The sequence below is a fragment of the Klebsiella sp. KTE92 genome (assembly GCF_000398905.1).
GTDB lineage: Bacteria > Pseudomonadota > Gammaproteobacteria > Enterobacterales > Enterobacteriaceae > Klebsiella > Klebsiella variicola.
The window spans coordinates 4246643-4272562 of the sequence record NZ_KB976100.1; the positions used below are offsets into that span (position 1 = coordinate 4246643).

Consider the following 25920-nt stretch of genomic DNA (forward strand, 5'->3'; position numbering starts at 1 on the left):
ACTGTACGCGTCAAATTGTCTTGTTCGTGTAAGGACCCCTTATGTTTTCCGCGTTGTGCCGCCGTCTGCTTCCTCTGGCGCTCGGCACCGGTTTTGTTTTCGCCGCCGCCCCCGCTTTCAGCGCGCTGGGCGACACCGCCAGTAGCCAGGCCCGTCATATCGCCACCGTCTTCCCGGGACGAATGACCGGAACACCAGCCGAGATGTTGTCAGCCGAGTACCTCCGCCAGCAGTTCGCCCAGATGGGTTATCAGAGCGACGTGCGCAGCTTCAATACCCGCTACATCTATACCGATAACAATCAGCGTAAGAACTGGCATAACGCCACCGGCAGTACGGTGATCGCCGCCCATGAAGGCCAGTCCCGCCAGCAAATCATTATTATGGCGCATCTCGATACCTACGCGCCGCAGAGCGATAAAGACGTGGAGAACAACCTTGGCGGCCTGACGCTGCAGGGAATCGACGACAACGCGATGGGGCTCGGCGTGATGCTGGAGCTGGCGGATCATTTAAAGAATATCCCCACCCGCTATGGCATTCGCTTTATCGCCACCAGCGGTGAAGAGGAAGGTCGTCTCGGGGCGCAAAATCTGCTACAGCGCATGAGTGAGGCGGAAAAGAAAAATACCCTGCTGGTGATCAACCTCGATAATCTGGTGGTGGGCGATAAGCTTTACTTCAACAGTGGCCGCCGCACGCCGGCCTCGGTGCGTAAGCTAACCCGCGACCGCGCGCTGGCTATCGCCCGCAGCAAGGGGATTGTCGCGGCGACCAATCCAGGACTGAACCCAGCATACCCAAAAGGCACCGCCTGCTGTAACGACGCCAGCGTCTTCGACAGCGCGGGGATCCCGGTGCTGTCGGTCGAGGCAACCAACTGGTCACTCGGTAAAAAGGATGGCTATCAGCAGCGCCAGAAATCCCGCGCCTTCCCGGACGGCACCAGCTGGCATAGCGTGCAGATTGATAATCAGCAGTATCTCGACCACGCGCTGCCGGGACGCATAGAACGCCGCAGCCGCGAGGTAGTGAAAGTGATGCTGCCGCTGGTGAAAGAGCTGGCGAAGGTGGAGAAGAAAAGCTGATACGCACAAAAGAACGCGCGGTATCACCCGCGTGTTCTTCTTGAATTATCACCCAAAGAAAGCGCTAACAGCTTAACCCTCGTGCAATCCGCACTCGCGTTTAAGCCCGAAGAACCGGGTCTCTTCTTCTGCCATGCCCGGCTCCCATTTGCGCGTGGTGTGGGTATCGCCTACCGACAGATAGCCCTGATCCCACAGCGGGTGGTATTTCAGCCCGTGCTTTTGCAGGTACTGATACACCGTCCGGTTATCCCAGTCGATAATCGGCAGCACCTTGAACACCCCGCGCTGGATAGCCAGCACCGGTAAGGTCGCCCGGCTACCGGACTGCTCGCGGCGCAGACCAGCGAACCAGGTCTGGGTATTGAGCTCTTTCAGCGCCCGGTTCATCGGCTCGACTTTGTTGATCTCATTGTATTTCTCAATGCCCTCAACGCCCTGCTCCCACAGCTTACCGTAACGCGCCTCCTGCCAGGCGGCGCTCTCCTGCGCCCGATAGACCTTCAGGTTCAGCTTGAGCTTGTCGGTTAACTCATCGATAAACTGATAGGTTTCCGGAAACAGATAGCCGGTATCCGTGAGGATCACCGGAATATCCGGGCGCAGCTGATTCACCAGGTGCAGACTCACCGCCGCCTGAATGCCAAAGCTGGAAGATAAAGCATACTCGCCAGGCAGATTTTCCAGCGCCCACGCTACGCGTTCTTCGGCGCTGAGCTTCTCCAGCTTCGCATTGGTCTCCGCCAGCGCCAGGATACGTTCCACTTTCGGCAATGCATTAAGCGCGTTTAGATCGAGTACGGACATATAAACCTCGTTTGCCTGTTTTACCGGGCGGCACTGCGTTTGCCCGGCCTACGGGTTTTACAGGCCCGGGTCGCTACGCGCCACCGGGCACCAGGATGTTATTCCCAGAAATCGCGGGCTGGGTCGAGCACCGGGCGAATGATGCCCGCACGCACCGTAAAGTCGCCGAAGCCTTCACCCGCTTCGCGCTCTTTCGCCCAGCGCCCTACCAGTTCGTCTAGCGAGTCGAGAATTTCCGACTCGGTAATATTCTCACGGTACATCCGCGGGATGCGGGTGCCGCTGCGGTTACCGCCAAGGTGCAGGTTGTAGCGCCCCGGCGCTTTGCCCACCAGTCCCACTTCCGCCAGCATCGCGCGGCCGCAGCCGTTCGGGCAGCCGGTGACCCGGGTGACGATATGCTCATCGCTCACGCCGTGCTTGTTCATCACCCCTTCCACCTTGTCGATAAACGACGGCAGGAAACGTTCGGCTTCCGCCATTGCCAACGGGCAGGTCGGGAAGGAGACGCAGGCCATCGAGTTTTCGCGCTGCGGAGTAACGGCATTCATCAGACCATGATCCCGCGCCAGCTTCTCGATCCGCGCCTTCTGATCTTCCGGTACGCTGGCAACGATCAGGTTCTGGTTGGCGGTGATGCGGAATTCGCCTTTATGGATCTTAGCAATCTCCAGCAGGCCAGTCTTCAGCGGACGACCCGGATAATCGAGAATGCGGCCGTTTTCAATAAACAGCGTCAGGTGCCATTTGTCATCAATCCCCTTCACCCAGCCGATGCGGTCGCCGCGGCCGGTGAATTCATACGGGCGGATCGGCTCAAACTTAATGCCGGCCCGGCGCTCCACTTCCGCCTTGAAGGTTTCGACGCCAACGCGCTCAAGGGTGTACTTGGTTTTCGCATTCTTACGGTCGGTACGGTTGCCCCAGTCGCGCTGGGTAGTCACGACCGCTTCCGCCACCGCCAGAGTATGCTCCAGCGGCAGATAACCGAATTCGCTCGCCGTGCGGGCGTAGGTTTTCTTGTTGCCGTGTTCGATAGAGAGACCGCCGCCCACCAGCAGGTTAAAGCCCACCAGCTTGCCATTTTCGGCAATCGCCACGAAGTTCATGTCGTTAGCGTGCAGATCGATATCGTTCTGCGGCGGGATCACCACCGTGGTTTTAAACTTACGCGGCAGATAGGTCTGACCGAGGATCGGCTCTTCGTCAGTAGTGGCGACCTTTTTCTGATCCAGCCAGATCTCGGCATAAGCGCGGGTACGCGGCAGCAGATGCTCGGAGATCTTTTTCGCCCACTCATAGGCCTCAGCGTGCAGCTGCGACTCGTACGGGTTGGAGGTGCACAGCACGTTACGGTTCATATCATTGGCGGTGGCCAGCGCATCCAGCCCCACCGAGTGCAGCATCTGATGCACCGGTTTCACGTTCTTTTTCAGAATGCCGTGGAACTGGAACGTCTGCCGGTTGGTCAGACGAATACTGCCGTAAATGGTGTTGTCCGCGGCAAACTTATCGATCGCCTTCCACTGGGTGGTGGTGATCACCCCGCCCGGCAGACGGCAGCGCAGCAGCATCGCATGGCGCGGCTCCAGCTTCTGGGCGGCGCGTTCCGCGCGGATATCGCGATCGTCCTGCTGGTACATGCCGTGGAAACGGATCAGCAGGAAGTTATCGCCTTTAAAACCGCCGGTCAGACTGTCGTTTAAATCTTCCGCAATGGTGCCGCGCAGGTAGTTGCTCTCAAGCTTCATGCGCTCGGCATCGGTCAGTTTACCTTCGACCACTAAAGGCCCCGGATGTTTTTCGCTCATTAGTAGACATCTCGCTGATAACGGCGCTCAACGCGCAGCTCACTTAAAAATTCGTCCGCCGCTTCGGCGTCCATCGCGCCGTATTCGGCAATCACTTCCAGTAACGTATGCTCCACGTCTTTCGCCATACGATTGGCGTCGCCGCAGACATAAATGTGGGCGCCATCATTGATCCAGCGCCACAGCTCGGCCCCCTGCTCGCGCAGTTTGTCCTGTACATAGACTTTTTGTTGTTGATCGCGGGACCAGGCCAGGTCAATACGGGTCAGCAGACCTTCCTTCACATAGCTCTGCCACTCTACCTGATAGAGGAAATCTTCAGTGAAGTGTGGGTTGCCGAAGAACAACCAGTTCTTGCCTTGCGCCCCGTCCGCTGCGCGCTGCTGCATAAAGGCGCGGAACGGCGCAATGCCGGTGCCCGGGCCAATCATGATCACTGGCGTCTCCGGGTTAGCCGGCAGACGGAAGTTGTCGTTGTGTTCAATAAAGACGCGGACTTCGCCATCTTCTTCCACACGGTCGGCGAGGAAGCTGGAGGCACCGCCAGCCCGGGCGCGGCCTTCTATTTCATAGCGCACCACACCCACGGTGACATGCACTTCGCTCTCCACTTCCGCCTGTGAGGAGGCAATGGAGTACAGGCGCGGCGTCAGCGGACGCAGCAGACCGATTAACGCCTCGGCGTCCAGCTGTGCCGGCGAGAAACGGACCATATCGACGATCGGCGTCGCAGCAGCATACTGCTGCAGCTGAGCTTTATCGCCCACCAGCGGCAGCAGCGATTCGCTGCGGGTCAGGGTGGCGTAGTTTTCGACGATAGTCGCGGTGTTAACCGTCAGCTCAAAATGCCACTCCAGCGCTTCCGCCAGCGGCAGAGTTTTGCCATCAACGGTTACCGGCTCGTCGCCCTTCAGCCACAGCAGCTCCACCAGCTCTTTGACCAGCTGAGGATCGTTTTGATACCAGACGCCCAGCGCGTCGCCCGGCTGATAGCGCAGACCGGAATCACCGAGGTCAATTTCGATATGGCGCACATCTTTTTCGGAATCGCGGCCAGTGATTTTCTGGTTGACCGACAGGGTCGCCGACAGCGGAGCCTCTTTGGTGTACGGGCTGGTATGGATGTCGTTCACCGCGCCGCTGGTGGCCAGCTGGGCGGGCGCGGACACTGGCGCACGGGCTTTCAGCACCTCAACGACGCGCGCGCGCCATTCCGCAGCCGCGGTCTGATATTCGACGTCGGCATCGACGCGATCGAGCAGGCGTTCCGCGCCGAGCTCGGCCAGCTTGCTGTCGAAATCTTTGCCAGACTGGCAGAAGAATTCATAAGAAGTATCGCCGAGGCCAAAGACAGCGAACGCGGTCCCGTCCAGCTTCGGCGCTTTTTTCGAGAACAGGAACTTATGCAATGCGACCGCTTCTTCCGGCGGCTCACCTTCCCCCTGGGTGGACGTCACGACCACCAGCAGTTTTTCCGCAGCAATTTGTTTGAATTTATAATCGCCTGCATTCACCAGCTTCACGTTCAGCTTCGCTGCCAGCAGATCGTCGCGCAGCGCTTCGGCGACGCGGCGGGCGTTGCCGGTTTGCGAGGCGGAAATCAGCGTGATCGAGGGCACCTCAGCGGCCTGGGCAGGAACGGCCACAGCCGCGCCGGACTGCTGATTCAGCACGCCCCAGAAATAGCCAGACACCCAGGCAAGCTGAGTGGGCGTGAAGTCAGTGGTGGCCGCCTGAAGGCGCGCCAGTTGCTCCGGGTTGAGCGGCAGCAAGTTGGAAGGTGTGGCCTGTGTCGTCATGCGTCGTTTGTTCCAGTAAGCAAAGCTGTTGTTCGCGCCCTGTCAGCGCGACAAAAACAGAAGAGAATAGAAGGGTAACGGTGCTGATAGTAACAATTAAAGAAGGGATGGAAATAATAAATAACCAAATGGACTAACCTGTTTTAGTTGTAGTTATTAACAACAAAATCGATTAAATAACCACATGAAATATAACCATTTAATTCAGATAACCCAGATAAATGTGTCCATTTTCTGTTCAGGGCCGTTTTAGTTAATGCGAAAAAATGTGCTTTCCGGTACCCTACGGCGGTTTTTTTCGTCCTGTTGAGAGTCAATGATGTCCACCACGCTGTTTAAAGATTTCACCTTCGAAGCCGCCCACCACCTGCCGCACGTCCCGGAAGGACACAAATGCGGTCGCCTGCATGGCCACTCCTTTATGGTGCGTCTGGAGATCACCGGTGAAGTCGATCCCCATACCGGGTGGATCATGGATTTTGCCGAGCTGAAGGCCGCCTTCAAGCCGACATACGATCGCCTGGACCACTATTATCTGAACGATATCCCCGGTCTGGAAAACCCCACCAGCGAAGTGCTGGCGAAATGGATCTGGGATGAGATGAAACCGAGGGTACCGCTGCTGAGCGCCGTGATGGTCAAAGAGACCTGCACCGCTGGCTGCATCTATCGCGGCGAGTAAGCGAAAAAAAAGCCCAGTCAGTACGCTGCCGGGCTTTTTTTTATCAGGCAATATTCAAATATTTGTGCGTCTGCATGGAAAGGCGCCAGTTACGGGCGATGCAGGTGTCGATACACAGGCGCGTCGCGTCTTCTTTCTGACTGATCGGCTGCAGGGCGATGATCCGCGGTTTGTCATCGCTCAGCGTTTCCAGCAGTTCGTCCAGCGCTTCGATGTCGCGGACGCGCCCTACCGGATGCTTGATCTCATCCGCCCGCTGCAGAGCCTGCGACAGCACATCATACCCGCCACGCATATTAACCTTCGGGGATACCGTCACCCAGGTGTTGTGGCTGCAGCGCACTTCATGGGTGCCGCTGGTTTCAATCTGACAGCTAAAGCCGTTTTGTTCCAGAAGCGAGGTTAACGGCGTTAAATCATGAATGCAGGGTTCACCGCCGGTAATGACCACGTGGCGGGCAGTCCACCCCTGGCGCCCAATAATCGCCAGCAGATCCTCGCTGCTTGCCGGCCCCCACTTATCGCTCTCTTTGGTTTTCGCCAGGATGCTGAACAACGACACTTCCCGATCGGCCAGCTTGTCCCAGGTATGCTTAGTGTCGCACCACGCGCATCCTACCGGGCATCCCTGCAGACGAATAAAAATGGCAGGCACGCCGGTGAAGTAACCCTCGCCTTGCAGGGTCTGGAACATCTCGTTAATCGGGTACTGCATAGTCATCTCTGTTTAGGGTCATAAACGTCCATTATCGCAGATTTCAGCGCACAGGTCTTGTCCTGCGCTGCGATCCCTTTTTTACCCCTTCGTCAATATCCGTGTCGGGAATAATATTATTGATTAAAGAAACAATCTTTTCTTTTGGCTTAATTTATTAGCATGATAAGAATTAAAATAATTAATATTCTGACACGTGGACTGAAAATGTGTAACAGAAAATGTTATTCCTGTCATTCAGGATAAAATAAAAGGTCCAGACAGCAAAATAAAAAACCTTAAAATACAGTGATGTACAAACTGATACATGAAAGAGTGAATTATCTGGCCGATCTGCGAATCCAATTCAATCCGCCGGTGATAATAACCTTAAACTGGTCTTAATAAATCCCTGATCGGGCCCCTTCTTTATTTAATCGTCGTTTACTTTTGCCCGCCTAGAATCCCGCAGACCAACCATAATGAGATAGCGTTTATGACCACATTATTAATTACCGGCGTTACGGGGTTTCTGGGCGGTGCCGCGTTAGAGAAAATACTCCATCAGGAAACCCGGTTAGATCTGCTACTGCTCGTGCGTGCTGATAGCCCCGAGGCAGGCCTCGAACGGGTCAAAGAGAACATGCGTAAGTTCAACATCGCCGAGGAGAAGCTGGCGATGCTTCACCCGCAGCATATCCTGCTGGGCGATCTCGCTTCTCCGGAGCATTTTCTTAACGATCCGCGCCTCGATCAGGTGACGCATGTCCTCAACTGCGCCGCTGTCGCCTCGTTTGGCAGCAACCCGCTCATCTGGAAGGTTAACGTTGAGGGTACGCTGCGCCTGGCGCAACGGATGGCGCAGGTTGAGGGTCTGCAGCGTTTTCTGCACGTCGGCACAGCCATGTCCTGCTCACCTGAGCCGGATTCACTGGTCGCCGAAAGCGCGGAGTTTCGGGAACGCGCTGAGCACCTGGTGGAATACACCCACTCGAAATCAACCATCGAGCAGTTGATGCAGCAGCATTGCCCTACACTGCCGCTGGTCATTGCCCGCCCTTCTATCGTGGTGGGTCATACCCATCACGGCTGCCGGCCTTCCAGCAGTATTTTCTGGGTGTTCAGCATGGGGCTGATGCTGCAGAAATTTTTATGTTCCATGGAGGACCGAATCGATGTCATCCCGGTGGACTACTGCGCTGATGCCCTGCTGATGCTGCTTAACCAGCCGCTGGCTCACGGCGAAGTGGTGCACATCTCTGCCGGGGAGGAGAATAGCGTGAAGTTTGCCGAAATCGACCGGGCGATGGCTCAGGCCCTCGAACAGGCCCCGGTGGGGGATAAGTACGCCCAGGTCAGCTATGACACGCTGGTCAAAATGCGTCGTGAACTGAAAGGGATATTTGGGCCATGCAATGAACGTCTGATGCTGAAAGCCATGCGCTTATATGGCGCGTTCGCTACGTTGAATGTGCGCTTTAGTAACGACAAGCTGTTGAGCATGGGAATGCCAAAACCACCGCGTTTTACGGATTACATCGACCGCTGCGTGGAGACCACTCGCGGGCTGTCGATCCCCCAGCAAATGGCCGTCGATTTTAAATAATCGCCGACGAGGTAAAAAAAATGCCAGCCCTGAGGCTGGCATTATTATTTCACAAAGACAGGATTATGCCTGGCCTTTGATCTCTTTACGACCGTTGAACGGCGCTTGCTCACCCAGCGCTTCTTCGATACGAATCAGCTGGTTGTATTTAGCAACGCGGTCAGAACGGCTCATAGAACCGGTTTTGATCTGGCCTGCAGCGGTACCGACAGCCAGGTCAGCGATGGTCGCGTCTTCAGTTTCGCCAGAACGGTGAGAGATGACAGCGGTGTAGCCAGCGTCTTTCGCCATCTTGATGGCAGCCAGAGTTTCGGTCAGAGAACCGATCTGGTTGAATTTGATCAGGATGGAGTTAGCGATGCCTTTTTCGATGCCTTCTTTCAGGATCTTGGTGTTGGTTACGAACAGGTCGTCACCAACCAGCTGGATTTTGTCGCCCAGTACTTTGGTCTGGTATGCGAAACCGTCCCAGTCAGATTCGTCCAGGCCATCTTCGATGGAGACGATCGGGTACTGTTTGGTCAGGTCTTCCAGGAAGTGAGTGAACTCTTCAGAGGTGAACGCTTTGTTGCCTTCGCCAGCCAGAACGTATTTACCGTCTTTGTAGAATTCAGATGCTGCACAGTCCATCGCCAGGGTGATGTCTTTGCCCAGCTCGTAGCCAGCAGCTTTAACCGCTTCAGCGATAACAGCCAGTGCTTCGGCGTTAGAACCCAGGTTCGGCGCGTAGCCGCCTTCGTCACCAACGGCAGTGTTCATGCCTTTGGACTTCAGCACTTTCGCCAGGTGATGGAACACTTCAGAACCCATGCGTACGGCTTCTTTCAGGGTCGGCGCGCCAACCGGCTGAATCATGAATTCCTGGATGTCGACGTTGTTGTCAGCGTGCTCACCACCGTTGATGATGTTCATCATCGGAACCGGCATGGAGTATTTGCCCGGAGTGCCGTTCAGTTCCGCGATGTGCGCGTACAGCGGCAGGCCTTTGGACGCTGCAGCTGCTTTGGCGTTTGCCAGAGAAACTGCCAGAATAGCGTTCGCACCGAAGTTAGATTTGTTTTCAGTACCGTCCAGGTCGATCATGATCTTGTCGATGCCAGCCTGATCTTTAGCATCTTTGCCCAGGATTGCCTGAGCGATCGGGCCGTTTACCGCAGCAACAGCTTTGGTTACGCCTTTACCCAGGAAACGGGATTTGTCGCCATCGCGCAGTTCCAGCGCTTCGCGGGAACCAGTAGAAGCACCTGACGGAGCAGCTGCCATACCGACGAAACCACCTTCCAGGTGTACTTCGGCTTCAACAGTCGGGTTACCACGGGAGTCGATGATTTCACGACCGATGACTTTAACGATTTTGGACATTAGGTTTTCCTCAGTACAAGTTAAACTAAAACTCCAGACAAACAATGCACCCAGTTGGGTGCATTGCCGTTCTAACTCTTTTACTTCGCCTGACGCTTCTGGTACTCGCTCGCGGCTTTCACAAAGCCAGCAAACAGCGGGTGCCCATCACGCGGCGTCGAAGTAAACTCCGGGTGGAACTGGCAGGCAACAAACCACGGATGGTTCGGCACTTCGATGATCTCGACCAACTGATCATCCCCGGAACGGCCCGCAACGCGCAGACCAGCAGCTTCAATCGGTTTCAACAACATGTTGTTGACTTCGTAGCGGTGACGATGGCGCTCGGTGATGGTCGGCTCGCCGTACAGCTGGCGCACCAGAGATTCATCATCCAGTTGGCACTGCTGTGCGCCCAGGCGCATGGTGCCGCCCAGATCGCTCTTCTCGGAGCGGACTTCAACGTTGCCATCTTCGTCACGCCATTCGGTAATCAGGGCCACAACCGGGTATTTACAGTCTGGCACAAATTCCGTCGAGTTGGCGTTTTCCATACCCGCTACGTTGCGCGCGAACTCAATCAGCGCAACCTGCATACCCAGGCAGATGCCCAGATAAGGAATATTGTTCTCACGCGCATAGCGCGCGGTGGCGATCTTACCTTCCACACCGCGGTAGCCGAAGCCGCCCGGGATAAGGATAGCATCTAAATCCTTGAGGATTTCGACGCCGCGCGTTTCCACATCCTGCGAATCGATCAGCTTGATGTTGACGGTCACGCGGTTTTTCAGACCACCGTGTTTCAGCGCTTCAATCACCGACTTGTAGGCATCCGGCAGTTCAATGTACTTACCGACCATACCAATGGTGACTTCGCCTGCCGGATTGGCTTCTTCATAGATTACCTGTTCCCATTCGGCCAGGTTTGCTTCCGGACAAGTTAAGCTGAATCGTTTACAAATATAATCGTCCAGCCCCTGAGATTTCAACAGGCCCGGAATTTTATAAATGGAATCGACGTCTTTCAGAGAAATCACAGCCTTTTCCGGAACGTTACAGAACAAAGCAATTTTGGCTCGTTCGTTGGCCGGAACCGCGCGGTCTGAGCGGCAGATCAGGATATCTGGCTGGATACCGATGGAAAGCAGCTCTTTCACGGAGTGCTGGGTCGGCTTGGTTTTGACTTCGCCCGCAGCGGCCATGTACGGCACCAGGGTCAGGTGCATAAACAGGGTATGCTCGCGGCCGATCTCTACCGCCATCTGACGAATGGCTTCGAGGAACGGCAGGGATTCGATATCGCCTACGGTACCGCCGATTTCCACCAGTACGACGTCATGGCCTTCGCCGCCCGCCAGTACGCGCTCTTTGATAGCGTTGGTGATGTGCGGAATAACCTGAACGGTGGCACCCAGATAGTCGCCACGGCGCTCTTTGCGCAGTACGTCGGAGTAGATACGGCCGGTGGTGAAGTTGTTGCGACGCGTCATCTTGGTACGGATGAAACGCTCATAGTGGCCCAGGTCCAGATCGGTTTCTGCGCCGTCTTCAGTAACGAACACTTCCCCATGCTGGATTGGGCTCATGGTGCCCGGATCGACGTTGATATACGGATCCAGTTTCATGATGGTCACGTTGAGACCACGGGCTTCAAGAATGGCTGCCAGGGAGGCTGCGGCAATGCCTTTACCCAGAGAGGATACGACCCCGCCGGTCACAAAAATATAGTTCGTTGTCATGCTGAACCTGAGAAGTTAGGGTAAAACGATGGAATAACCAGGACGGGAAAGTAGTATACCCGAACATGCGTGACGCCACAAACTTTCATTCTTCCCCTCCCCTTCGTTCTTCAAGTTGCACCTGTGTTGCGACTCGAACAACTCGAAGAGGCAGGCTACATGGTGTTTCAACGACATAACGGAAAGAGAAAATAGACGCTTTTGGCGAAATGTTTTTGACGTAAATCAAGCGCTTGTTATTTATAAAATCACACAAATCGCGCTTGATCACGAAAACTCGTTAGAGATCAGTTTCCTGGCGTTTTACTTCCTGCCACACTTCTTCCATGGTATCGAGGTCGATGCCGGTCATTTCCAGGCCGCGGGCGGCGACAATGCGCTCGACCTCGCGGAAGCGACGCTCAAATTTGCGGTTTGCTTTCTGCAGCGCCACCTCGGCTTTGACCCCTAAATGACGGGATAAATTCACCGTGGCAAACAGCAGATCGCCCACTTCCTCTTCCAGTTTTGCTTCATCCACCACCGCCTGCTGCGCTTCATGCATCACTTCATCAATTTCTTCATGCACCTTGTCGAGCACCGGGCCCAGCGAGGTCCAGTCGAAACCGACCGCCGAGCAGCGGCGCTGGATTTTGTGCGCGCGCATTAGCGCCGGCAGGCTATGGGGAATATCGTCCAGCGCCGAGTGCTGGGCTTTTTCCGCCCGCTCCGCGCTTTTGATCTGCTCCCAGCGCGCCAGGACTTCGCTGCTGTTTCCTGCGGTAGCATCAGCGAAAATATGGGGATGGCGACGCTCCAGCTTGTCGCTGATGGCGGCGCAGATATCGTCAAAGTTAAAGCGTCCCTCTTCCTGCGCCATTTGCGCATAGAACACCACCTGGAACAGCAGATCGCCCAGCTCACCGCGCAGGTCGTCAAAATCTTCCCGCTGGATAGCATCGAGGACCTCGTAGGTCTCCTCAAGGGTGTAAGGGGCGATAGTGGCAAAGGTCTGCTCTTTATCCCACGGGCAGCCGTTTTCCGGGTCGCGCAGGCGCTTCATAATGCCGAGCAGGCGGTCGATTTGGGTCATGTGAGGATCCTGGAAATGTAAAAAATGGTAGAAATTGATATCGGTTTGCAACTTTTGAGCCCGGGAAAAGCGTTTTTCACGTGTGACTCCAGCGTACTTTGCGCTCCCGGTAAATGTTCTGCCATATGTCTCCTGTGGTACAGGGAGCGCACAGGAGGCGGCCAGTCGCCGCCGCCCCCTGTACCCCCGGGCTCCGGCCAGCAAAATCGCCGCTGCGCGGTGCCTTCGACTTATCCCTGCAGGCTTCGGGTCGGGCCGAGGCAGCGTCCCTGCAAAACACGGCCCTCAGCCCGCATCCATGCGGGCTGCCCCTGCCTTCCGGGAACGTCTCAGCGATTTTGAGGCCGCCAACGCCGGCAGTTTCAGCAGCCATTGCCCCAGCGGTCATTCATTGACCTGGCCTGGAGAGGGCTTAACCGCCGTGCAGACGGCGCGCGTCAATGACATCGGGCACCTGGTTGAGCTTACCAAGCACCCGGCCCAGCACCTGCAGGTTGTAAATCTCAATGGTCATATCGATGGTTGCCAGCTGCTGACGGGTATCACTGCGGCTGGCGACACCCAGCACATTCACCTTCTCATTGGCGAGGATGGTGGTGATATCGCGCAGTAAACCGCTGCGATCGTTCGCCTCCACCCTGACCACCAGCGAGTAGCCCGCCGAGTAGCTTTCACCCCATACCGCATCGACGATGCGCTCCGGAGCATGCGACTGCAGTTCAGCCAGCTGATCGCAGTCGGCGCGATGCACGGAAATCCCGCGCCCCTGGGTGATAAAGCCGACGATCTCATCGCCCGGGATCGGCTGGCAGCAGCGGGCAATATGGTGCATCAGGTTGCCTACCCCTTCCACCACCACCCGGCCATTGTCCTTGGTGCGGTTCTGTGGGGCGTAGGTTTTCTGCTGCAGCTGCTTCAGCGCGGCCGCATCCTGCTCAGCGGCGCTCGGTTTATTGAACTGCGCCTGCAGGAAATTGACCATCTGGTTGAGACGGATATCGCCGCCGCCAATGGCAGCCAGCAGTTCATCGAGCTCGTTGAAGTTGTAGCGCGGCAGCAGGTGTTTTTCCGCATCCTTAAGACTGATGCCCAGATGCTCCAGCTCGTCGTCGAGGATCTGCCGACCGGCGAGAATATTCTTGTCGCGGTCCTGTTTACGGAACCAGGCGTGGATCTTCGAGCGTCCGCGACTGGTGGTCACGTAGCCGAGGTTAGGGTTCAGCCAGTCGCGGCTCGGGTTCGGCTGCTTCTGGGTAATAATTTCAATCTGATCGCCCATCTGCAGCTGATAGGTGAACGGCACGATACGGCCGCCAATTTTGGCGCCGATGCAGCGATGGCCGACGTCGCTGTGGATATGGTAGGCAAAGTCGAGCGGCGTCGACCCCGCTGGCAGGTCCACCACGTCGCCTTTCGGTGTAAAGACATACACCCGATCGTCGAAAACCTGACTGCGCACTTCGTCGAGCATTTCGCCAGAGTCGGCCATCTCTTCCTGCCAGGCAATCAGCTTACGCAGCCAGGCGATGCGGTCCTCATAGCCACGGCCACCGCCGGTGCCCGCTCCCGCCCCCTCTTTGTACTTCCAGTGCGCAGCCACGCCAAGCTCAGCATCTTCATGCATCTGCCGGGTGCGAATTTGAATCTCCACCGTCTTGCCGCTCGGGCCCAGCACCACGGTATGAATAGACTGATAGCCGTTGGGTTTCGGGTTGGCCACGTAGTCATCGAATTCATCCGGCAGGTGGCGATAGTGGGTATGGACGATCCCCAGCGCGGCGTAACAATCCTGCAAACGCTCGGCCACGATGCGCACCGCGCGAACGTCAAACAGCTCGTCAAACGCGAGGTGTTTTTTCTGCATTTTGCGCCAGATGCTGTAGATGTGCTTCGGCCGGCCATAGACTTCCGCCTTGACGCCTTCGGCTTTCATCTCCGAGCGCAGGTGACCGACGAACTCGTCGATGTAATGCTCACGGTCGATACGGCGTTCGTGGAGCAGTTTAGCAATGCGCTTGTATTCTGCCGGATGCAGATAACGGAAGCAGTAATCTTCCAGCTCCCACTTCAGCTGGCCGATACCTAAGCGGTTCGCCAGCGGCGCATAGATATTGGTGCACTCTTTCGCCGCCAGCACGCGTTCATCTTCCGGCGCGTCTTTGACCTCGCGCAGATGCGCGATCCGCTCAGCAAGCTTGATGACCACGCAGCGGAAATCGTCAACCATCGCCAGCAGCATGCGGCGAATGTTATCCACCTGCTCGGAAGATACCGAGTCGTTATGGGTGGCTTTTAGCTGGCGGATAGCGGCCATGTCCCGCACCCCGTGAATCAGGGTCACGACCGATTTACCCACGCTCTCCTGCATGACCTCTTCACTAACGACTTCACCGTCCGCCAGTGGGAACAACAGCGCCGCGCGCAGCGTATCGAGATCCATACTCAGGGTGGACAGAATCTCCACCATTTCGACGCCACGCCACAGCAGCAGGTCTGCCTGCGGGTGTCCTTGCGTTTTTTCGCGACAATAATCCCAGGTTTCGGCTAAGCGCTCACACGACTGCTGGCTGGAAATCCCCAGACTCGCGATCCATTTCTTCGGGTCAAATTCACCAGCTTTATTAAGATGTGCACTTCTTACCGCAACCATTGTCCTCTCCTTAAGGGACCGGCCTGCCGAAGTCGGCAAGCCTCAACTTTCTACATGTCATCCTGCAGGTCGCGTCAGCATTGACGGCCAGGGTGGCTCTTCTGCGACGTTGTGAATGACCTTATGTAAGCCTGCGCTCAAACAACACCATTGATTCCAGATGACCGGTATGCGGGAACATATCCAGCATCGCCAGGCGTTGAATCTGATATCCAGCCTGCAACAGGGTTTCGCTGTCTCGCGCCAGCGTCGCCGGGTTGCAGGAAACATACACCACCCGCCGCGGTGCCAGTTTTATAATATGCGGCATCACGCCCGGCGCGCCGGCGCGGGCCGGGTCCAGCAGCACTTTATCAAAGCCGTGCTTCGCCCAGGCCTGACGGGTGACATCCTCTTCCAGATTTTCATGGAAGAAAGTGACATTTGATAAACCATTGAGGGCGGCGTTTTCCCGCCCCTTTTCTACCAGCGCGGGCACCCCTTCCACCCCCACCACGTGGGCGGCTCGCGTCGCCAGCGGCAGGGTAAAGTTACCCATCCCGCAGAACAGATCCAGTACCCGGTCCTCTGGCTGCAGATCCAGCCATTCCAGCGCAGTACGCACCATCTGCTGATTCACGCCGTCGTTGACCTGGATAAAATCCCGCGGACTGAACACTAAGCGTAGTCCGTCTGAGGTATACCATGGCGCTTCGCCATGAATATGTTCCAGTATCTCGCTTTGCGGCGCGAGGTACAGGGAAAGACCGTGAGTTTGCGAAAAGCGTTCCAGTTTTTCCCTGTCGCCCGCTGGCAGGGCAGCGGTATGGCGCAGCACCATCAGCGGGCCGTTGTCCGCCTGCACCAGCTCGACGTGACCGAGGTGGCGTAATGCGCTCAGCGCGCTTAAGCACTCGCGCACGGCAGGCAGCAATGCCTCAAGTTGGGGCACCAAAACAGGGCATTGCACCACATCGACGATCGCTTTGGCGTTGGCCTGGCGAAAACCCATCTGCAATTGTTGGGTCTTTGGTTGATAATTCAAGCTTAAGCGCGCGCGACGGCGGTAGCCCCACGGCACGCCGGCGATGACCTCATCCACCTCACGCTTCATCAGCCGCGCCAGCGCGGCACGTTTACTTTGCTGCTGAAGCGCGACGCTGGCATGCTGCTGTTGGCAGCCGCCGCAGACGCCAAAATGCGGGCAGCGCGGCGCCTGGCGCTGCGGGCTGTCGGTTAGACGGCGTTTCACCTGGGCGCGGGCGTACTGTTTTTTGTCTTCCACCAGCACCACCTCGGCCTGCTCCTGCGGCAGCACACCGCTCACGAACAGCGCCTTTCCCTGGTGGCGGGCAACGCCCTGACCAAAGGGATCGAGGTCATTGACTGTAACGGTTATGATCTGGCGCGTCGTCACACGCCGTTTTGCAGAGTAGAATTGCGCCATCGTAGAGAGTTGTCTCAATCAAATAAAACGAGCTCGTTCAGGGCGGCAGTGCCACGAAGCGCACCGACGCGCACAGAACGATGATGTCTATATTCTCCCATAATGGAACCGCATGACCAACTACAGCCTGCGTGCTCGCATGATGATTCTGATACTGGCGCCAACCGTCCTGATTGGGCTGTTGCTCAGTATTTTCTTTGTCGCTCATCGTTATAACGACCTGCAACGCCAGCTGGAGGACGCCGGCGCCAGCATTATTGAGCCGCTGGCGGTCTCCAGCGAATATGGGATGAATTTGCAAAACCGCGAATCCATCGGCCAGCTGATCAGCGTCCTGCATCGGCGTCATTCGGAGATCGTGCGGGCCATCTCGGTGTATGATTCGCATAACCGGCTGTTTGTCACCTCCAATTACCAGCTCAACCCCAGCGAACTGCAGATCCCGAAAGGCGAGGCATTTCCCCGCCATCTCAGCGTCATCCGCGACGGCGACATCATGATCCTGCGCACGCCGATCGTCTCGGAAAGCTATTCTCCCGATGAGTCCCCCGAATCTGACGCCAAAATGCCGGGCAATATGCTGGGCTACGTCGCGCTGGAGCTGGATCTGAAATCAGTCCGCCTCCAGCAGTACAAAGAGATTTTCATCTCCAGTGTGATGATGCTGTTCTGCATTGGCATCGCGCTAATCTTCGGCTGGCGCCTGATGCGCGACGTCACCGGGCCTATCCGCAATATGGTCAACACCGTCGACCGTATCCGCCGCGGACAGCTGGACAGCCGGGTCGAGGGTTTTATGCTCGGCGAACTGGATATGTTGAAAAACGGCATTAACTCGATGGCCATGTCGCTGGCGGCCTACCATGAGGAGATGCAGCACAACGTCGACCAGGCGACCTCCGATCTGCGGGAAACCCTTGAGCAGATGGAGATCCAGAACGTTGAGCTGGACCTGGCGAAAAAGCGCGCCCAGGAGGCGGCGCGCATTAAGTCTGAGTTCCTGGCCAATATGTCCCACGAACTGCGCACCCCGCTCAATGGGGTGATCGGCTTTACCCGCCTGACGCTGAAAACCGATCTCAACGCCACGCAGCGCGACCACCTGACCACCATCGAACGTTCGGCCAATAATCTGCTGGCGATCATCAATGACGTGCTCGACTTTTCCAAGCTGGAAGCCGGGAAGCTGATTCTGGAGAGTATTCCGTTCCTGCTGCGCACCTCGCTTGATGAAGTGGTCACCCTGCTGGCGCATTCCGCACATGATAAAGGGCTGGAGCTGACGCTGAACATTAAGAACAATGTGCCGGATAACGTCATTGGCGATCCGCTCCGTCTGCAGCAGATTGTGACCAACCTCGTGGGCAATGCGATTAAATTCACCGAGCACGGCAATATCGACGTGCTGGTGGAGCAGCGGGCCATCAGCAACTCGCGGGTACAGATCGAAATTCAGATCCACGATACCGGCATCGGCATCCCCGAACGCGACCAGTCCCGACTGTTCCAGGCCTTCCGTCAGGCCGATGCCAGCATTTCACGCCGGCACGGCGGCACCGGGCTTGGGCTGGTGATCACCCAGCGTCTGGTCAAAGAGATGGGCGGCGATATTTCGTTCCACAGTCAGCCGAACCGCGGCTCCACCTTCTGGTTCCATATCAGCCTTGATCTCAACCCGAACGCCATTCCGGATATGCTGAACACCGACGGGCTGACGGGCAAACGTCTGGCCTATGTGGAAGCCAACGCGACGGCGGCGCAATGTACGCTGGAGATGCTGGCCGCCACGCCGCTGGAGGTGATCTACAGCCCTACCTTCTCCTCGCTGGCGGAAGCGCAGTACGACATTCTGCTGGTCGGCATCCCGGTCTCAATGCGCGATTTGTCGCCGCACCGGGAAAAATTAGTCAAAGCCTGCGCGATGTCTGACAACGTGCTGCTCGCTCTGCCATGTCATGCCCAGGTCAGCGCCGAAGCCCTGAAGCGCGACGGCGTCGCTGCCTGCCTGTTGAAACCGCTCACTACCACCCGCCTGCTGCCGGCGCTGATGGCCACCAATCATGCGCCGGCTTCCGCGCCGTTGACGCAAACCGACAGCCATAAGCTGCCGATGACCGTGATGGCCGTCGACGACAATCCGGCTAACCTGAAGCTGATTGGCGCCCTGCTGGACGACCTTGTGCAGCAGGTGATCCTCTGCGACAGCGGCCAGCAGGCCGTGGACCAGGCCAAGCGGCTGCAGATGGATCTGATCCTGATGGATATTCAGATGCCGGATATGGACGGCATCCGCGCCTGCGAGCTGATTCATCATCTGTCGCATCATCAGCAAACCCCGGTGATTGCGGTCACCGCGCACGCCCTGGAGGGCCAGCGGGAGAAGCTGTTGAGCGCCGGCATGAACGATTATCTGGCGAAGCCAATCGAAGAAGAGAAACTGCACGCTCTGCTGCTGCGCTATCAGCCCGGCCTGCTCAGCGTCGCTCCGGCGGCGCTACCGCCCGCAGAGCCGGTCATCGACCATAACCTGACGCTTGACTGGCAGCTGGCGCTGCGTCAGGCCGCCATGAAGCCGGATCTGGCGCGGGAGATGCTGCAGATGCTGATCGCCTTTATGCCGGAGGTGCGTAATAAAGTGGAAGAGCAGCTGGTGGGCGAGCAGCCGGAAGGGCTGGTGGATCTGATCCACAAGCTGCACGGCAGCTGCAGCTACAGCGGCGTGCCGCGGTTGAAAAAGCTGTGCCACACCCTGGAGAGCCAGCTGCGGTCGGGTACCGCCGCCGAGGACCTGGAGCCGGAGCTGCTCGAGCTGTTAGACGAGATGGATAATGTGGCCCGCGAAGCGTGCCGGATGGGCGTGTAAACCCCGGATAGCGGCGCTACGCGCCTCATCCAGGCTACGCCCTACGGTCCAGTACTCGGTTGGTAGCCCCGGTAAGCGTAAGCGCCACCGGGGATGGTTCCCGGATCGCGGTGCTACGCACCTTATCCGGGTTACAAATACCACTGCGCCAGCCGGGTTACCGCTTATCGCCCATCTGCAAAACCGCGGCGACGTTACGCGCCGTCATCCGCAGGTTGGCGGCGGCATTGGCCAGCGCTTCATCCAGGGTACAGATGGTATATAACACGCTGAATACCGCATCCAGTCCGTGCTGATGCACCACCCCGACATCGGCGGTAAGGCTGCCGGCAATCCCAATCACCGGAACGTTAAAACGCTTCGCCACCTTAGCTACCCCCACCGGCACCTTGCCGTGGATCGTCTGGCTATCGATACGCCCTTCGCCGGTGATCACTAAATCGGCATCCGCCACCCGCGTCGCCAGCTGCAGCGCATCGGTGACGATCTCAATGCCCGGGCGCAGCGTTGCGCCACAAAACGCATACAGCGCCGCCCCCATGCCGCCCGCCGCGCCGCCGCCTTCCAGGCTCAGCACATCGATATCTAAATCACGGGCGATTATCCGGGCATAGTGCAGCAGGCCGCTGTCGAGGCGGTCGATCATCTGCGTCGTCGCCCCTTTTTGCGGGCCGAACACCGCGCTGGCCCCCTGCGGGCCGGTTAGCGGGTTGGTGACGTCGCAGGCAACCTCAATCCGGCAATCTGCCAGCCGCGGATCGAGTTCGCTAAGGTCGATACGCGCCAGCGTCTCCAGCGCGCCGCCCCCGGAGGCGATTTGCTGGCCGTCGGCGGTCAACAGTTTCGCCCCCAGCGCCTGCGCCATCCCGGCGCCGCCGTCATTGGTCGCACTGCCGCCAATGCCAATAATGATCTGCCGCACGCCGGCGTCCAGCGCGTGGCGGATCAGCTCCCCGGTCCCCCAGGAAGTTGTTAGCAGCGGATTACGCTGCGCCGGCGGGACACTCTCCAGTCCGCTGGCTGCCGCCATTTCGATAAAGGCGCACTGGCGATCGCCGGACAGCCCATAAAATGCCTCAACCGGTTCACCCAGCGGCCCGGTGACCGTCAGCGGAACCTGATGCCCGCCGGTCGCCGCCACCATGGCTTCCACCGTCCCTTCACCACCGTCGGCAACCGGCAGCTTGACGTACTCCGCGTCAGGATAAATCTCGCGAAAGCCTTGCTCTATCGCCGTGGCCACTTCCAGCGCGCTCAGACTCTCCTTCCAGGAATCCGGTGCGATCACTATTTTCATGTGCTGTCCTTACTCTGAGCCAACCCCTGGCGCTGTCGCGCAATGCCGGCCCCCGCAGAGGCCGGCGGCCATTTAGCGCACCATGCATGGACGCTTGTTGTCAAAGGTCCAGCCCGGGATCAGATACTGCATCGCCATCGCATCGTCGCGGGCGCCAAGACCATGTTTCTTATATAGCTCATTTGCCTGCATCACGCGGTCCATATCCAGCTCAACCCCCAGGCCCGGGGTACTCGGTACCTGCACCATACCGCCTTTGATTTCAAAAGGTTGTTTGGTCAGACGCTGGTTGCCCTCCTGCCAAATCCAGTGGGTATCAATCGCGGTGATTTTGCCCGGCGCCGCTGCCGCGACATGGGTGAACATCGCCAGCGACACGTCGAAGTGGTTATTGGAGTGCGATCCCCAGGTCAGGCCGAACTCATGGCACATCTGCGCCACACGCACCGACCCCTGCATGGTCCAGAAGTGCGGGTCCGCCAGCGGGATATCCACCGACTGCAGGGACAAGGTATGGCCCATCTGTCGCCAGTCGGTGGCGATCATATTGGTCGCGGTCGGCAGGCCCGTCGCGCGGCGGAACTCGGCCATCACTTCGCGGCCAGAGAAACCTTGTTCGGCGCCGCATGGGTCTTCCGCATAGGCCAGCACGCCCTTCAGCTGTTTACCAATCTGGATGGCTTCCTCCAGCAGCCAGGCGCCGTTCGGGTCGAGAGTGACGCGGGCATTCGGGAAGCGTTTCGCCAGGGCGCTGATCGCCTCAGCTTCTTCAAAACCGGCCAGCACACCGCCCTTCAGCTTAAAGTCGTTGAAGCCATATTTTTCATACGCCGCTTCCGCCAGGCGGACCACCGCATCCGGCGTCATCGCCTCTTCATGGCGCAGGCGATACCATTCGCACTGCTCATCCGGCTGGCTCTGGTAGGCCAGCGGCGTGGCGTGGCGGTTGCCGACAAAGAACAGATAGCCCAGCATTTCGACTTCGCTGCGCTGCTGGCCATCGCCAAGCAGGGAAGCGACATTGACGCCAAGGTGCTGGCCCAGCAGGTCCAGCAGCGCCGCTTCAATCCCGGTTACCACGTGAATGGTGGTACGCAGGTCGAAGGTCTGCAGGCCGCGGCCCCCGGCGTCGCGGTCGGCAAACTGGTTGCGCACCGCGCCCAGCACATTCTTGTACTCGCCCAGCGTTTTGCCCACCACCAGCGGCGCGGCATCTTCCAGGGTCTGGCGGATTTTTTCGCCGCCGGGGATTTCGCCGACGCCGGTATGCCCGGCGTTATCTTTGATAATCACAATATTGCGGGTGAAGTACGGGGCGTGCGCGCCGCTCAGGTTCATCAGCATGCTGTCATGGCCGGCAACCGGGATCACCTGCATGGTCGTAACAACGGGCGTTGAAGTGAAAGTCGTCATAGCATCATCCTTTTTAATTAGTGGCGGCCGAAAACGGGACGTTTGCGGTCGAATGTCCAGCCGGGGATCAGGTACTGCATCGGGCCTGCGTCGTTGCGCGCGCCGCCCGGCAGCGCTTTATAGGCCTCATGGGCTTTGCGCACCTGCTCCCAGTCAAGTTCCACGCCGAGTCCCGGCGCGTCTGGCACGGCAATCTTGCCGTGAATAATCTGCAGCGGATTTTTGGTCAGGCGCGCGTCGCCCTCCTGCCAGATCCAGTGGGTGTCAATGGCGGTGGGGTTGCCCGGCGCGGCGGCGCCCACGTGGGTAAACATCGCCAGGGAAATATCAAAGTGGTTGTTGGAATGGCAGCCCCAGGTGAGCCCCCAGTCGTCACACAGTTGCGCCACCCGTACCGCGCCGGAGAGCGTCCAGAAATGCGGGTCCGCCAGCGGGATGTCGACGGCATTGAGCATCACCGCATGGCCCATTTCACGCCAGTTGGTGGCGATCATATTGGTGGCGACCGGCAGCCCGGTAGCACGACGGAACTCGGCCATCACCTCCCGGCCGGAGAAACCTTGCTCGGCACCGCACGGATCTTCGGCATAAGTCAGGACATCCTGCAGCCCTTTGCACAGCGCGATGGCCTCATCCAGCAGCCAGGCGCCGTTCGGGTCGACGGTGATGCGCGCCTCCGGAAAACGCTTTTTCAGCGCCCGCGCGGTGTCGATCTCCTGCTCGCCGGGCAGTACGCCGCCCTTCAGCTTAAAGTCTTTGAAACCGTAGCGATCCTGGGCGGCTTCCGCCAGACGCACTACCGCCTCGCTGCTCAACGCCTGCTGATGGCGCAGGCGGTACCATTCATGATCGCCCGGCGTATGGTCCAGATAGCCAAGGTCGGTTTTCTGCCGATCGCCAATATAGAACAGGTAGCCCAGCACGGTGACGGCATCACGCTGCTTACCCGGCCCCAGCAGCTCGCAGACCGGCACCTTCAGCACCTGGCCGAGCAGGTCGAGCAGCGCCGCTTCCAGCGCCGCCACCGCGTTAACCTTCAGTTCGAAGGTCCATGCCCCTTTGCCGAAGGTATCGAAATCCGCCGCCTGATTGCCTTTGTGCACCTGTTGCACTACGCGATTGAGTCGGGCGACCTCCTGGCCCACCACCTGCGGGATCGCCGCCAGCAGCGTCTGGTAGATAACCTCCCCGCCGGGCGCTTCGCCAACGCCGGTGTGGCCGGCATTATCGGTCAATACCACGATATTGCGGGTAAACCAGGCGTTGTGCGCCCCGCCGATGTTCAGCAGCATGCTGTCGTGCCCGGCCACCGGAATGACCTTCATCTCTGTGATAATCGGGCTGGATTGGGTAGTCATGATGAGCGCCCCACCACAGGTTTCAGTTCGATGCGTTTGATATCGCCCACCAGCACCAGGTAGCTCAGCACCGCCACCAGGGCATGGATGCCGACGTAGATCAGCGCGCCGTTGAACGAGCCGGTGGTGCCAACGATATAGCCGATGGCGATGGGAGTGACGATACCGGAGATATTGCCGAACATGTTGAACAGGCCGCCGGAGAGACCGCTAATTTCTTTCGGCGCGGTATCCGCCATCACCGCCCAGCCGAGCGCCCCGATCCCTTTGCCGAAGAAGGCCATTGCCATAAAGCCGATCACCATCCACTCCACGTTGACATAGTTACACATCAGCATGGTCATGGAGAGCAGCATCCCCAGCACGATCGGCGTTTTGCGCGCGATGTTCAGCGAGCCGGTGCGGCGCATTAACCAGTCGGAAATCACCCCGCCCAGCACCCCGCCGACAAAGCCGCACACCGCCGGAACGGAGGCGACAAAGCCGGCTTTGAGGATCGACATGCCGCGCGCCTGCACCAGATAAACCGGGAACCAGGTGATAAAGAAGTAGGTTAAGGCGTTGATGCAATACTGACCGATATAGATGCCGATCATCATCCGCGATCCGATCAGCTGTCTGATCTGTCCCATTTTGACGCTAAACGGCACTTTCTGCGCGCTACTCTTCTGATCCATGTTGATCAGCGCCCCGCCTTCGGCGATATAGTCCAGCTCTTTCTGGTTTACGCCCGGATGGTTGTTCGGATCGTGGATCACTTTCAACCACACAAAGCTGATCACAATCCCCAGGCCGCCCATAAAGAAGAACACGTGCGACCAACCCACCTCATGCGTCAGCCAGCCCATGATCGGCGCGAAGATAACGGTGGCAAAGTACTGGGCGGAGTTAAAAATCGATACCGCCGTCCCCCTCTCCTGCGCCGGGAACCAGGCGGCGACGATACGGCTGTTGCCGGGGAATGACGGCGACTCGGCAAGGCCGACGAGGAAACGCAGAGTGAACAGCGCGATGATAATGCCAAAGCCGCTGAAGATATCGACGAAGCCCTGCAGCAGGGTAAACATCGACCAGATGAAGATCGACCAGAAATAGACGCGCTTCGAACCGAAGCGGTCAAGCAGCCAGCCGCCCGGGATCTGGCCGATGACATACGCCCATGAGAAGGCGGAGAACACATACCCCATGCCAACAGGATCGAGGCCGATATCTTTGGCCATTTCCGAACCGGCGATCGACAGCGTCGCCCGGTCACCATAGTTAAAAGAAGTGACGATAAACAGCATCACCACTATCCAGTAGCGGGCGTTGGTGCGCTTTTCAGCCGCCGTCGCCGCCTGACTTAATGAACTCATTGTTGTACTCCTGAATCATAGCGTTTAGCTACGTTCATTCTGAACAGCACAACCTGTAGGGTAATCAGAATGACGTGGTCGTGTTTTGATAGTTGTCGTTATATCTGGCACTGCATTTATCACTGGCTGGAGCAGTATATGAAGAGGCACACCGCGGCTCACCGTGCATCTACACAGCTTTTACGCCGCTATTGCAGGTGGTTTGTGGCGAATGCCTGAAAGAATGGGGGGAAGTTCACGGAAATGAAAAACCAGCGCCGCTGGAGCCGCAAAGCACAGCAAAAAGGGCCGGAGTGTGAAATACCTCACTTGACCCGGTGAAACTGGCTGGCTTAAGCCATGATATTGCTAAGGATATTGTGGCGTTTGCCTAAAGGCGTGGCGCCAGGAACGCGCTACCATTTTGACGTCCGCGTATCTGGCTGCGACGTATTGAAAGAGCGCCCTCTGCGTAGGGAGAGGGCAGCGCTTTTATTCGAGCAGGGTGGCCCACTGCTCAACCCACGGATTGGAGACGCTCTCCGGCTCCGGGTCTTCGCTGGCGTCAATCTTCAGCATCTCGCCGATGCGCTTCGCGCCCTGCTCCTGCAGTAGCTGGTCGAATTTCAGCCCGCCGCCGCAAAAGTTAGCATAGGTGCTGTCGCCGAGCGCGATAATGCCGTAGCGCAGATGGGGCTGATACATATCTTTCATCCCCTCATACAGCGGAACAATGCTGTCCGGCAGATCGCCCTGCCCGGTGGTGGAGGTGACCACCAGCACATATTTACCCGTATAGGATTCCCAGTCGTTGACCTGCGGATCCTCGTACACGGTTGCCTTGTGTCCCAGTCCGCTGAGGATCGCTTCCGCTTCTTCCGCGACCAGCAGCGAGTTGCCGTACATGGTGCCGACAAAAATTCCGACTTCCGCCATGCTA

General features: G+C 57.9%; 18 protein-coding genes. 4 read left to right on the forward strand and 14 right to left on the reverse strand.

Translation table 11 applies throughout. From position 1 onward, the window contains the following. Positions 1-41: 41 nt before the first annotated feature. Positions 42-1088: an aminopeptidase gene (locus A1WC_RS05630; RefSeq protein WP_012540734.1), complete on the forward strand. Its 1047-nt coding sequence runs from the start codon at positions 42-44 to the stop codon at positions 1086-1088. A gap of 72 nt (positions 1089-1160) precedes the next feature. Here A1WC_RS05630 and cysH read toward each other — a convergent pair whose 3' ends face one another. The 3 genes from cysH to cysJ all read right to left on the reverse strand — a co-directional run bounded on the left by cysH (position 1161) and on the right by cysJ (position 5505). After that, positions 1161-1895: a phosphoadenosine phosphosulfate reductase gene (gene cysH, locus A1WC_RS05625; protein ID WP_008806238.1), complete on the reverse strand. Its 735-nt coding sequence runs from the start codon at positions 1893-1895 to the stop codon at positions 1161-1163. 98 nt (positions 1896-1993) lie between these two features. Then, positions 1994-3706 carry an assimilatory sulfite reductase (NADPH) hemoprotein subunit gene (gene cysI, locus A1WC_RS05620; RefSeq protein WP_016161723.1) on the reverse strand — a complete coding sequence of 571 codons (1713 nt, stop codon included), beginning with the start codon at positions 3704-3706 and terminating at the stop codon, positions 1994-1996. Beyond that, positions 3706-5505 (reverse strand): NADPH-dependent assimilatory sulfite reductase flavoprotein subunit, encoded by a 1800-nt coding sequence (gene cysJ / locus A1WC_RS05615; protein WP_016161724.1) that lies wholly within the window; start codon positions 5503-5505, stop codon positions 3706-3708. Before cysJ ends, cysI begins: the two co-directional genes overlap by 1 nt. Positions 5506-5821: 316 nt before the next feature. Here cysJ and queD point away from each other — a divergent pair, with 316 nt between their 5' ends. Next, positions 5822-6187, forward strand: a complete 366-nt coding sequence (queD, locus tag A1WC_RS05610; RefSeq protein WP_012967329.1) for a 6-carboxytetrahydropterin synthase QueD — start codon at positions 5822-5824, stop codon at positions 6185-6187. A gap of 43 nt (positions 6188-6230) precedes the next feature. Here the strand turns inward: queD and queE are convergent, their stop codons facing one another. Then, positions 6231-6902 (reverse strand): 7-carboxy-7-deazaguanine synthase QueE, encoded by a 672-nt coding sequence (gene queE / locus A1WC_RS05605; RefSeq protein WP_008806241.1) that lies wholly within the window; start codon positions 6900-6902, stop codon positions 6231-6233. A gap of 475 nt (positions 6903-7377) precedes the next feature. On the opposite strand from queE, the gene A1WC_RS05600 reads away from it, so the two are divergent. Further along, entirely contained in the window at positions 7378-8487 is a 1110-nt protein-coding gene (locus A1WC_RS05600; protein WP_008806242.1) for an SDR family oxidoreductase, read from the forward strand. Between the two features lie 63 nt (positions 8488-8550). Here the strand turns inward: A1WC_RS05600 and eno are convergent, their stop codons facing one another. The 5 genes from eno to rlmD form a co-directional block, all read right to left on the reverse strand. Continuing rightward, complete coding sequence (gene eno, locus A1WC_RS05595) at positions 8551-9849, reverse strand: phosphopyruvate hydratase (protein WP_008806243.1); 1299 nt, start codon at positions 9847-9849, stop codon at positions 8551-8553. 80 nt (positions 9850-9929) lie between these two features. Continuing rightward, a complete protein-coding gene (pyrG, locus tag A1WC_RS05590; protein ID WP_008806244.1) occupies positions 9930-11567 on the reverse strand; it encodes a glutamine hydrolyzing CTP synthase in 1638 nt (545 codons plus the stop codon). Positions 11568-11847: 280 nt separating this feature from the next. After that, on the reverse strand, positions 11848-12639 hold the full coding sequence (gene mazG, locus A1WC_RS05585; RefSeq protein ID WP_016161725.1) for a nucleoside triphosphate pyrophosphohydrolase: 792 nt from the start codon (positions 12637-12639) through the stop codon (positions 11848-11850). Between the two features lie 412 nt (positions 12640-13051). Beyond that, positions 13052-15289 carry a GTP diphosphokinase gene (gene relA / locus A1WC_RS05580; RefSeq protein WP_008806246.1) on the reverse strand — a complete coding sequence of 746 codons (2238 nt, stop codon included), beginning with the start codon at positions 15287-15289 and terminating at the stop codon, positions 13052-13054. Positions 15290-15410: 121 nt separating this feature from the next. Beyond that, a complete protein-coding gene (rlmD, locus tag A1WC_RS05575; protein WP_008806247.1) occupies positions 15411-16715 on the reverse strand; it encodes a 23S rRNA (uracil(1939)-C(5))-methyltransferase RlmD in 1305 nt (434 codons plus the stop codon). Between the two features lie 112 nt (positions 16716-16827). Between rlmD and barA the strand changes: the two genes are divergently transcribed. Next, positions 16828-19578 carry a two-component sensor histidine kinase BarA gene (gene barA / locus A1WC_RS05570; RefSeq protein ID WP_012967327.1) on the forward strand — a complete coding sequence of 917 codons (2751 nt, stop codon included), beginning with the start codon at positions 16828-16830 and terminating at the stop codon, positions 19576-19578. Positions 19579-19735: 157 nt separating this feature from the next. Here the strand turns inward: barA and A1WC_RS05565 are convergent, their stop codons facing one another. From A1WC_RS05565 to A1WC_RS05545, 5 genes are all read right to left on the reverse strand, one after another. Next, a complete protein-coding gene (locus tag A1WC_RS05565; RefSeq protein ID WP_008806249.1) occupies positions 19736-20875 on the reverse strand; it encodes a glycerate kinase in 1140 nt (379 codons plus the stop codon). A gap of 72 nt (positions 20876-20947) precedes the next feature. Beyond that, positions 20948-22288, reverse strand: a complete 1341-nt coding sequence (gene gudD, locus A1WC_RS05560) for a glucarate dehydratase (protein ID WP_008806250.1) — start codon at positions 22286-22288, stop codon at positions 20948-20950. A 17-nt stretch (positions 22289-22305) separates the two neighbouring features. Beyond that, positions 22306-23646, reverse strand: a complete 1341-nt coding sequence (locus A1WC_RS05555) for an enolase C-terminal domain-like protein (RefSeq protein ID WP_012967325.1) — start codon at positions 23644-23646, stop codon at positions 22306-22308. Beyond that, entirely contained in the window at positions 23643-25001 is a 1359-nt protein-coding gene (locus A1WC_RS05550) for an MFS transporter (RefSeq protein ID WP_008806252.1), read from the reverse strand. The genes A1WC_RS05555 and A1WC_RS05550 overlap by 4 nt, the downstream gene beginning before the upstream one ends. 471 nt (positions 25002-25472) lie before the next feature. Next, positions 25473-25916: a flavodoxin gene (locus tag A1WC_RS05545; RefSeq protein WP_008806253.1), complete on the reverse strand. Its 444-nt coding sequence runs from the start codon at positions 25914-25916 to the stop codon at positions 25473-25475. Between the last annotated feature and the right edge of the window lie 4 nt (positions 25917-25920).

What these genes read in the sequence shown, in the direction of transcription:
- rlmD (WP_008806247.1), bottom strand. Translation starts at nt 16,715, where the DNA reads ATGGCGCAATTCTACTCTGCAAAACGGCGTGTGACGACGCGCCAGATC.
- cysH (WP_008806238.1), bottom strand. Translation starts at nt 1,895, where the DNA reads ATGTCCGTACTCGATCTAAACGCGCTTAATGCATTGCCGAAAGTGGAA.
- mazG (WP_016161725.1), bottom strand. Translation starts at nt 12,639, where the DNA reads ATGACCCAAATCGACCGCCTGCTCGGCATTATGAAGCGCCTGCGCGAC.
- gudD (WP_008806250.1), bottom strand. Translation starts at nt 22,288, where the DNA reads ATGACGACTTTCACTTCAACGCCCGTTGTTACGACCATGCAGGTGATC.
- eno (WP_008806243.1), bottom strand. Translation starts at nt 9,849, where the DNA reads ATGTCCAAAATCGTTAAAGTCATCGGTCGTGAAATCATCGACTCCCGT.
- barA (WP_012967327.1), top strand. Translation starts at nt 16,828, where the DNA reads ATGACCAACTACAGCCTGCGTGCTCGCATGATGATTCTGATACTGGCG.
- pyrG (WP_008806244.1), bottom strand. Translation starts at nt 11,567, where the DNA reads ATGACAACGAACTATATTTTTGTGACCGGCGGGGTCGTATCCTCTCTG.
- queE (WP_008806241.1), bottom strand. Translation starts at nt 6,902, where the DNA reads ATGCAGTACCCGATTAACGAGATGTTCCAGACCCTGCAAGGCGAGGGT.
- A1WC_RS05550 (WP_008806252.1), bottom strand. Translation starts at nt 25,001, where the DNA reads ATGAGTTCATTAAGTCAGGCGGCGACGGCGGCTGAAAAGCGCACCAAC.
- A1WC_RS05600 (WP_008806242.1), top strand. Translation starts at nt 7,378, where the DNA reads ATGACCACATTATTAATTACCGGCGTTACGGGGTTTCTGGGCGGTGCC.
- A1WC_RS05545 (WP_008806253.1), bottom strand. Translation starts at nt 25,916, where the DNA reads ATGGCGGAAGTCGGAATTTTTGTCGGCACCATGTACGGCAACTCGCTG.
- cysJ (WP_016161724.1), bottom strand. Translation starts at nt 5,505, where the DNA reads ATGACGACACAGGCCACACCTTCCAACTTGCTGCCGCTCAACCCGGAG.
- relA (WP_008806246.1), bottom strand. Translation starts at nt 15,289, where the DNA reads ATGGTTGCGGTAAGAAGTGCACATCTTAATAAAGCTGGTGAATTTGAC.
- A1WC_RS05630 (WP_012540734.1), top strand. Translation starts at nt 42, where the DNA reads ATGTTTTCCGCGTTGTGCCGCCGTCTGCTTCCTCTGGCGCTCGGCACC.
- queD (WP_012967329.1), top strand. Translation starts at nt 5,822, where the DNA reads ATGATGTCCACCACGCTGTTTAAAGATTTCACCTTCGAAGCCGCCCAC.
- cysI (WP_016161723.1), bottom strand. Translation starts at nt 3,706, where the DNA reads ATGAGCGAAAAACATCCGGGGCCTTTAGTGGTCGAAGGTAAACTGACC.
- A1WC_RS05565 (WP_008806249.1), bottom strand. Translation starts at nt 20,875, where the DNA reads ATGAAAATAGTGATCGCACCGGATTCCTGGAAGGAGAGTCTGAGCGCG.
- A1WC_RS05555 (WP_012967325.1), bottom strand. Translation starts at nt 23,646, where the DNA reads ATGACTACCCAATCCAGCCCGATTATCACAGAGATGAAGGTCATTCCG.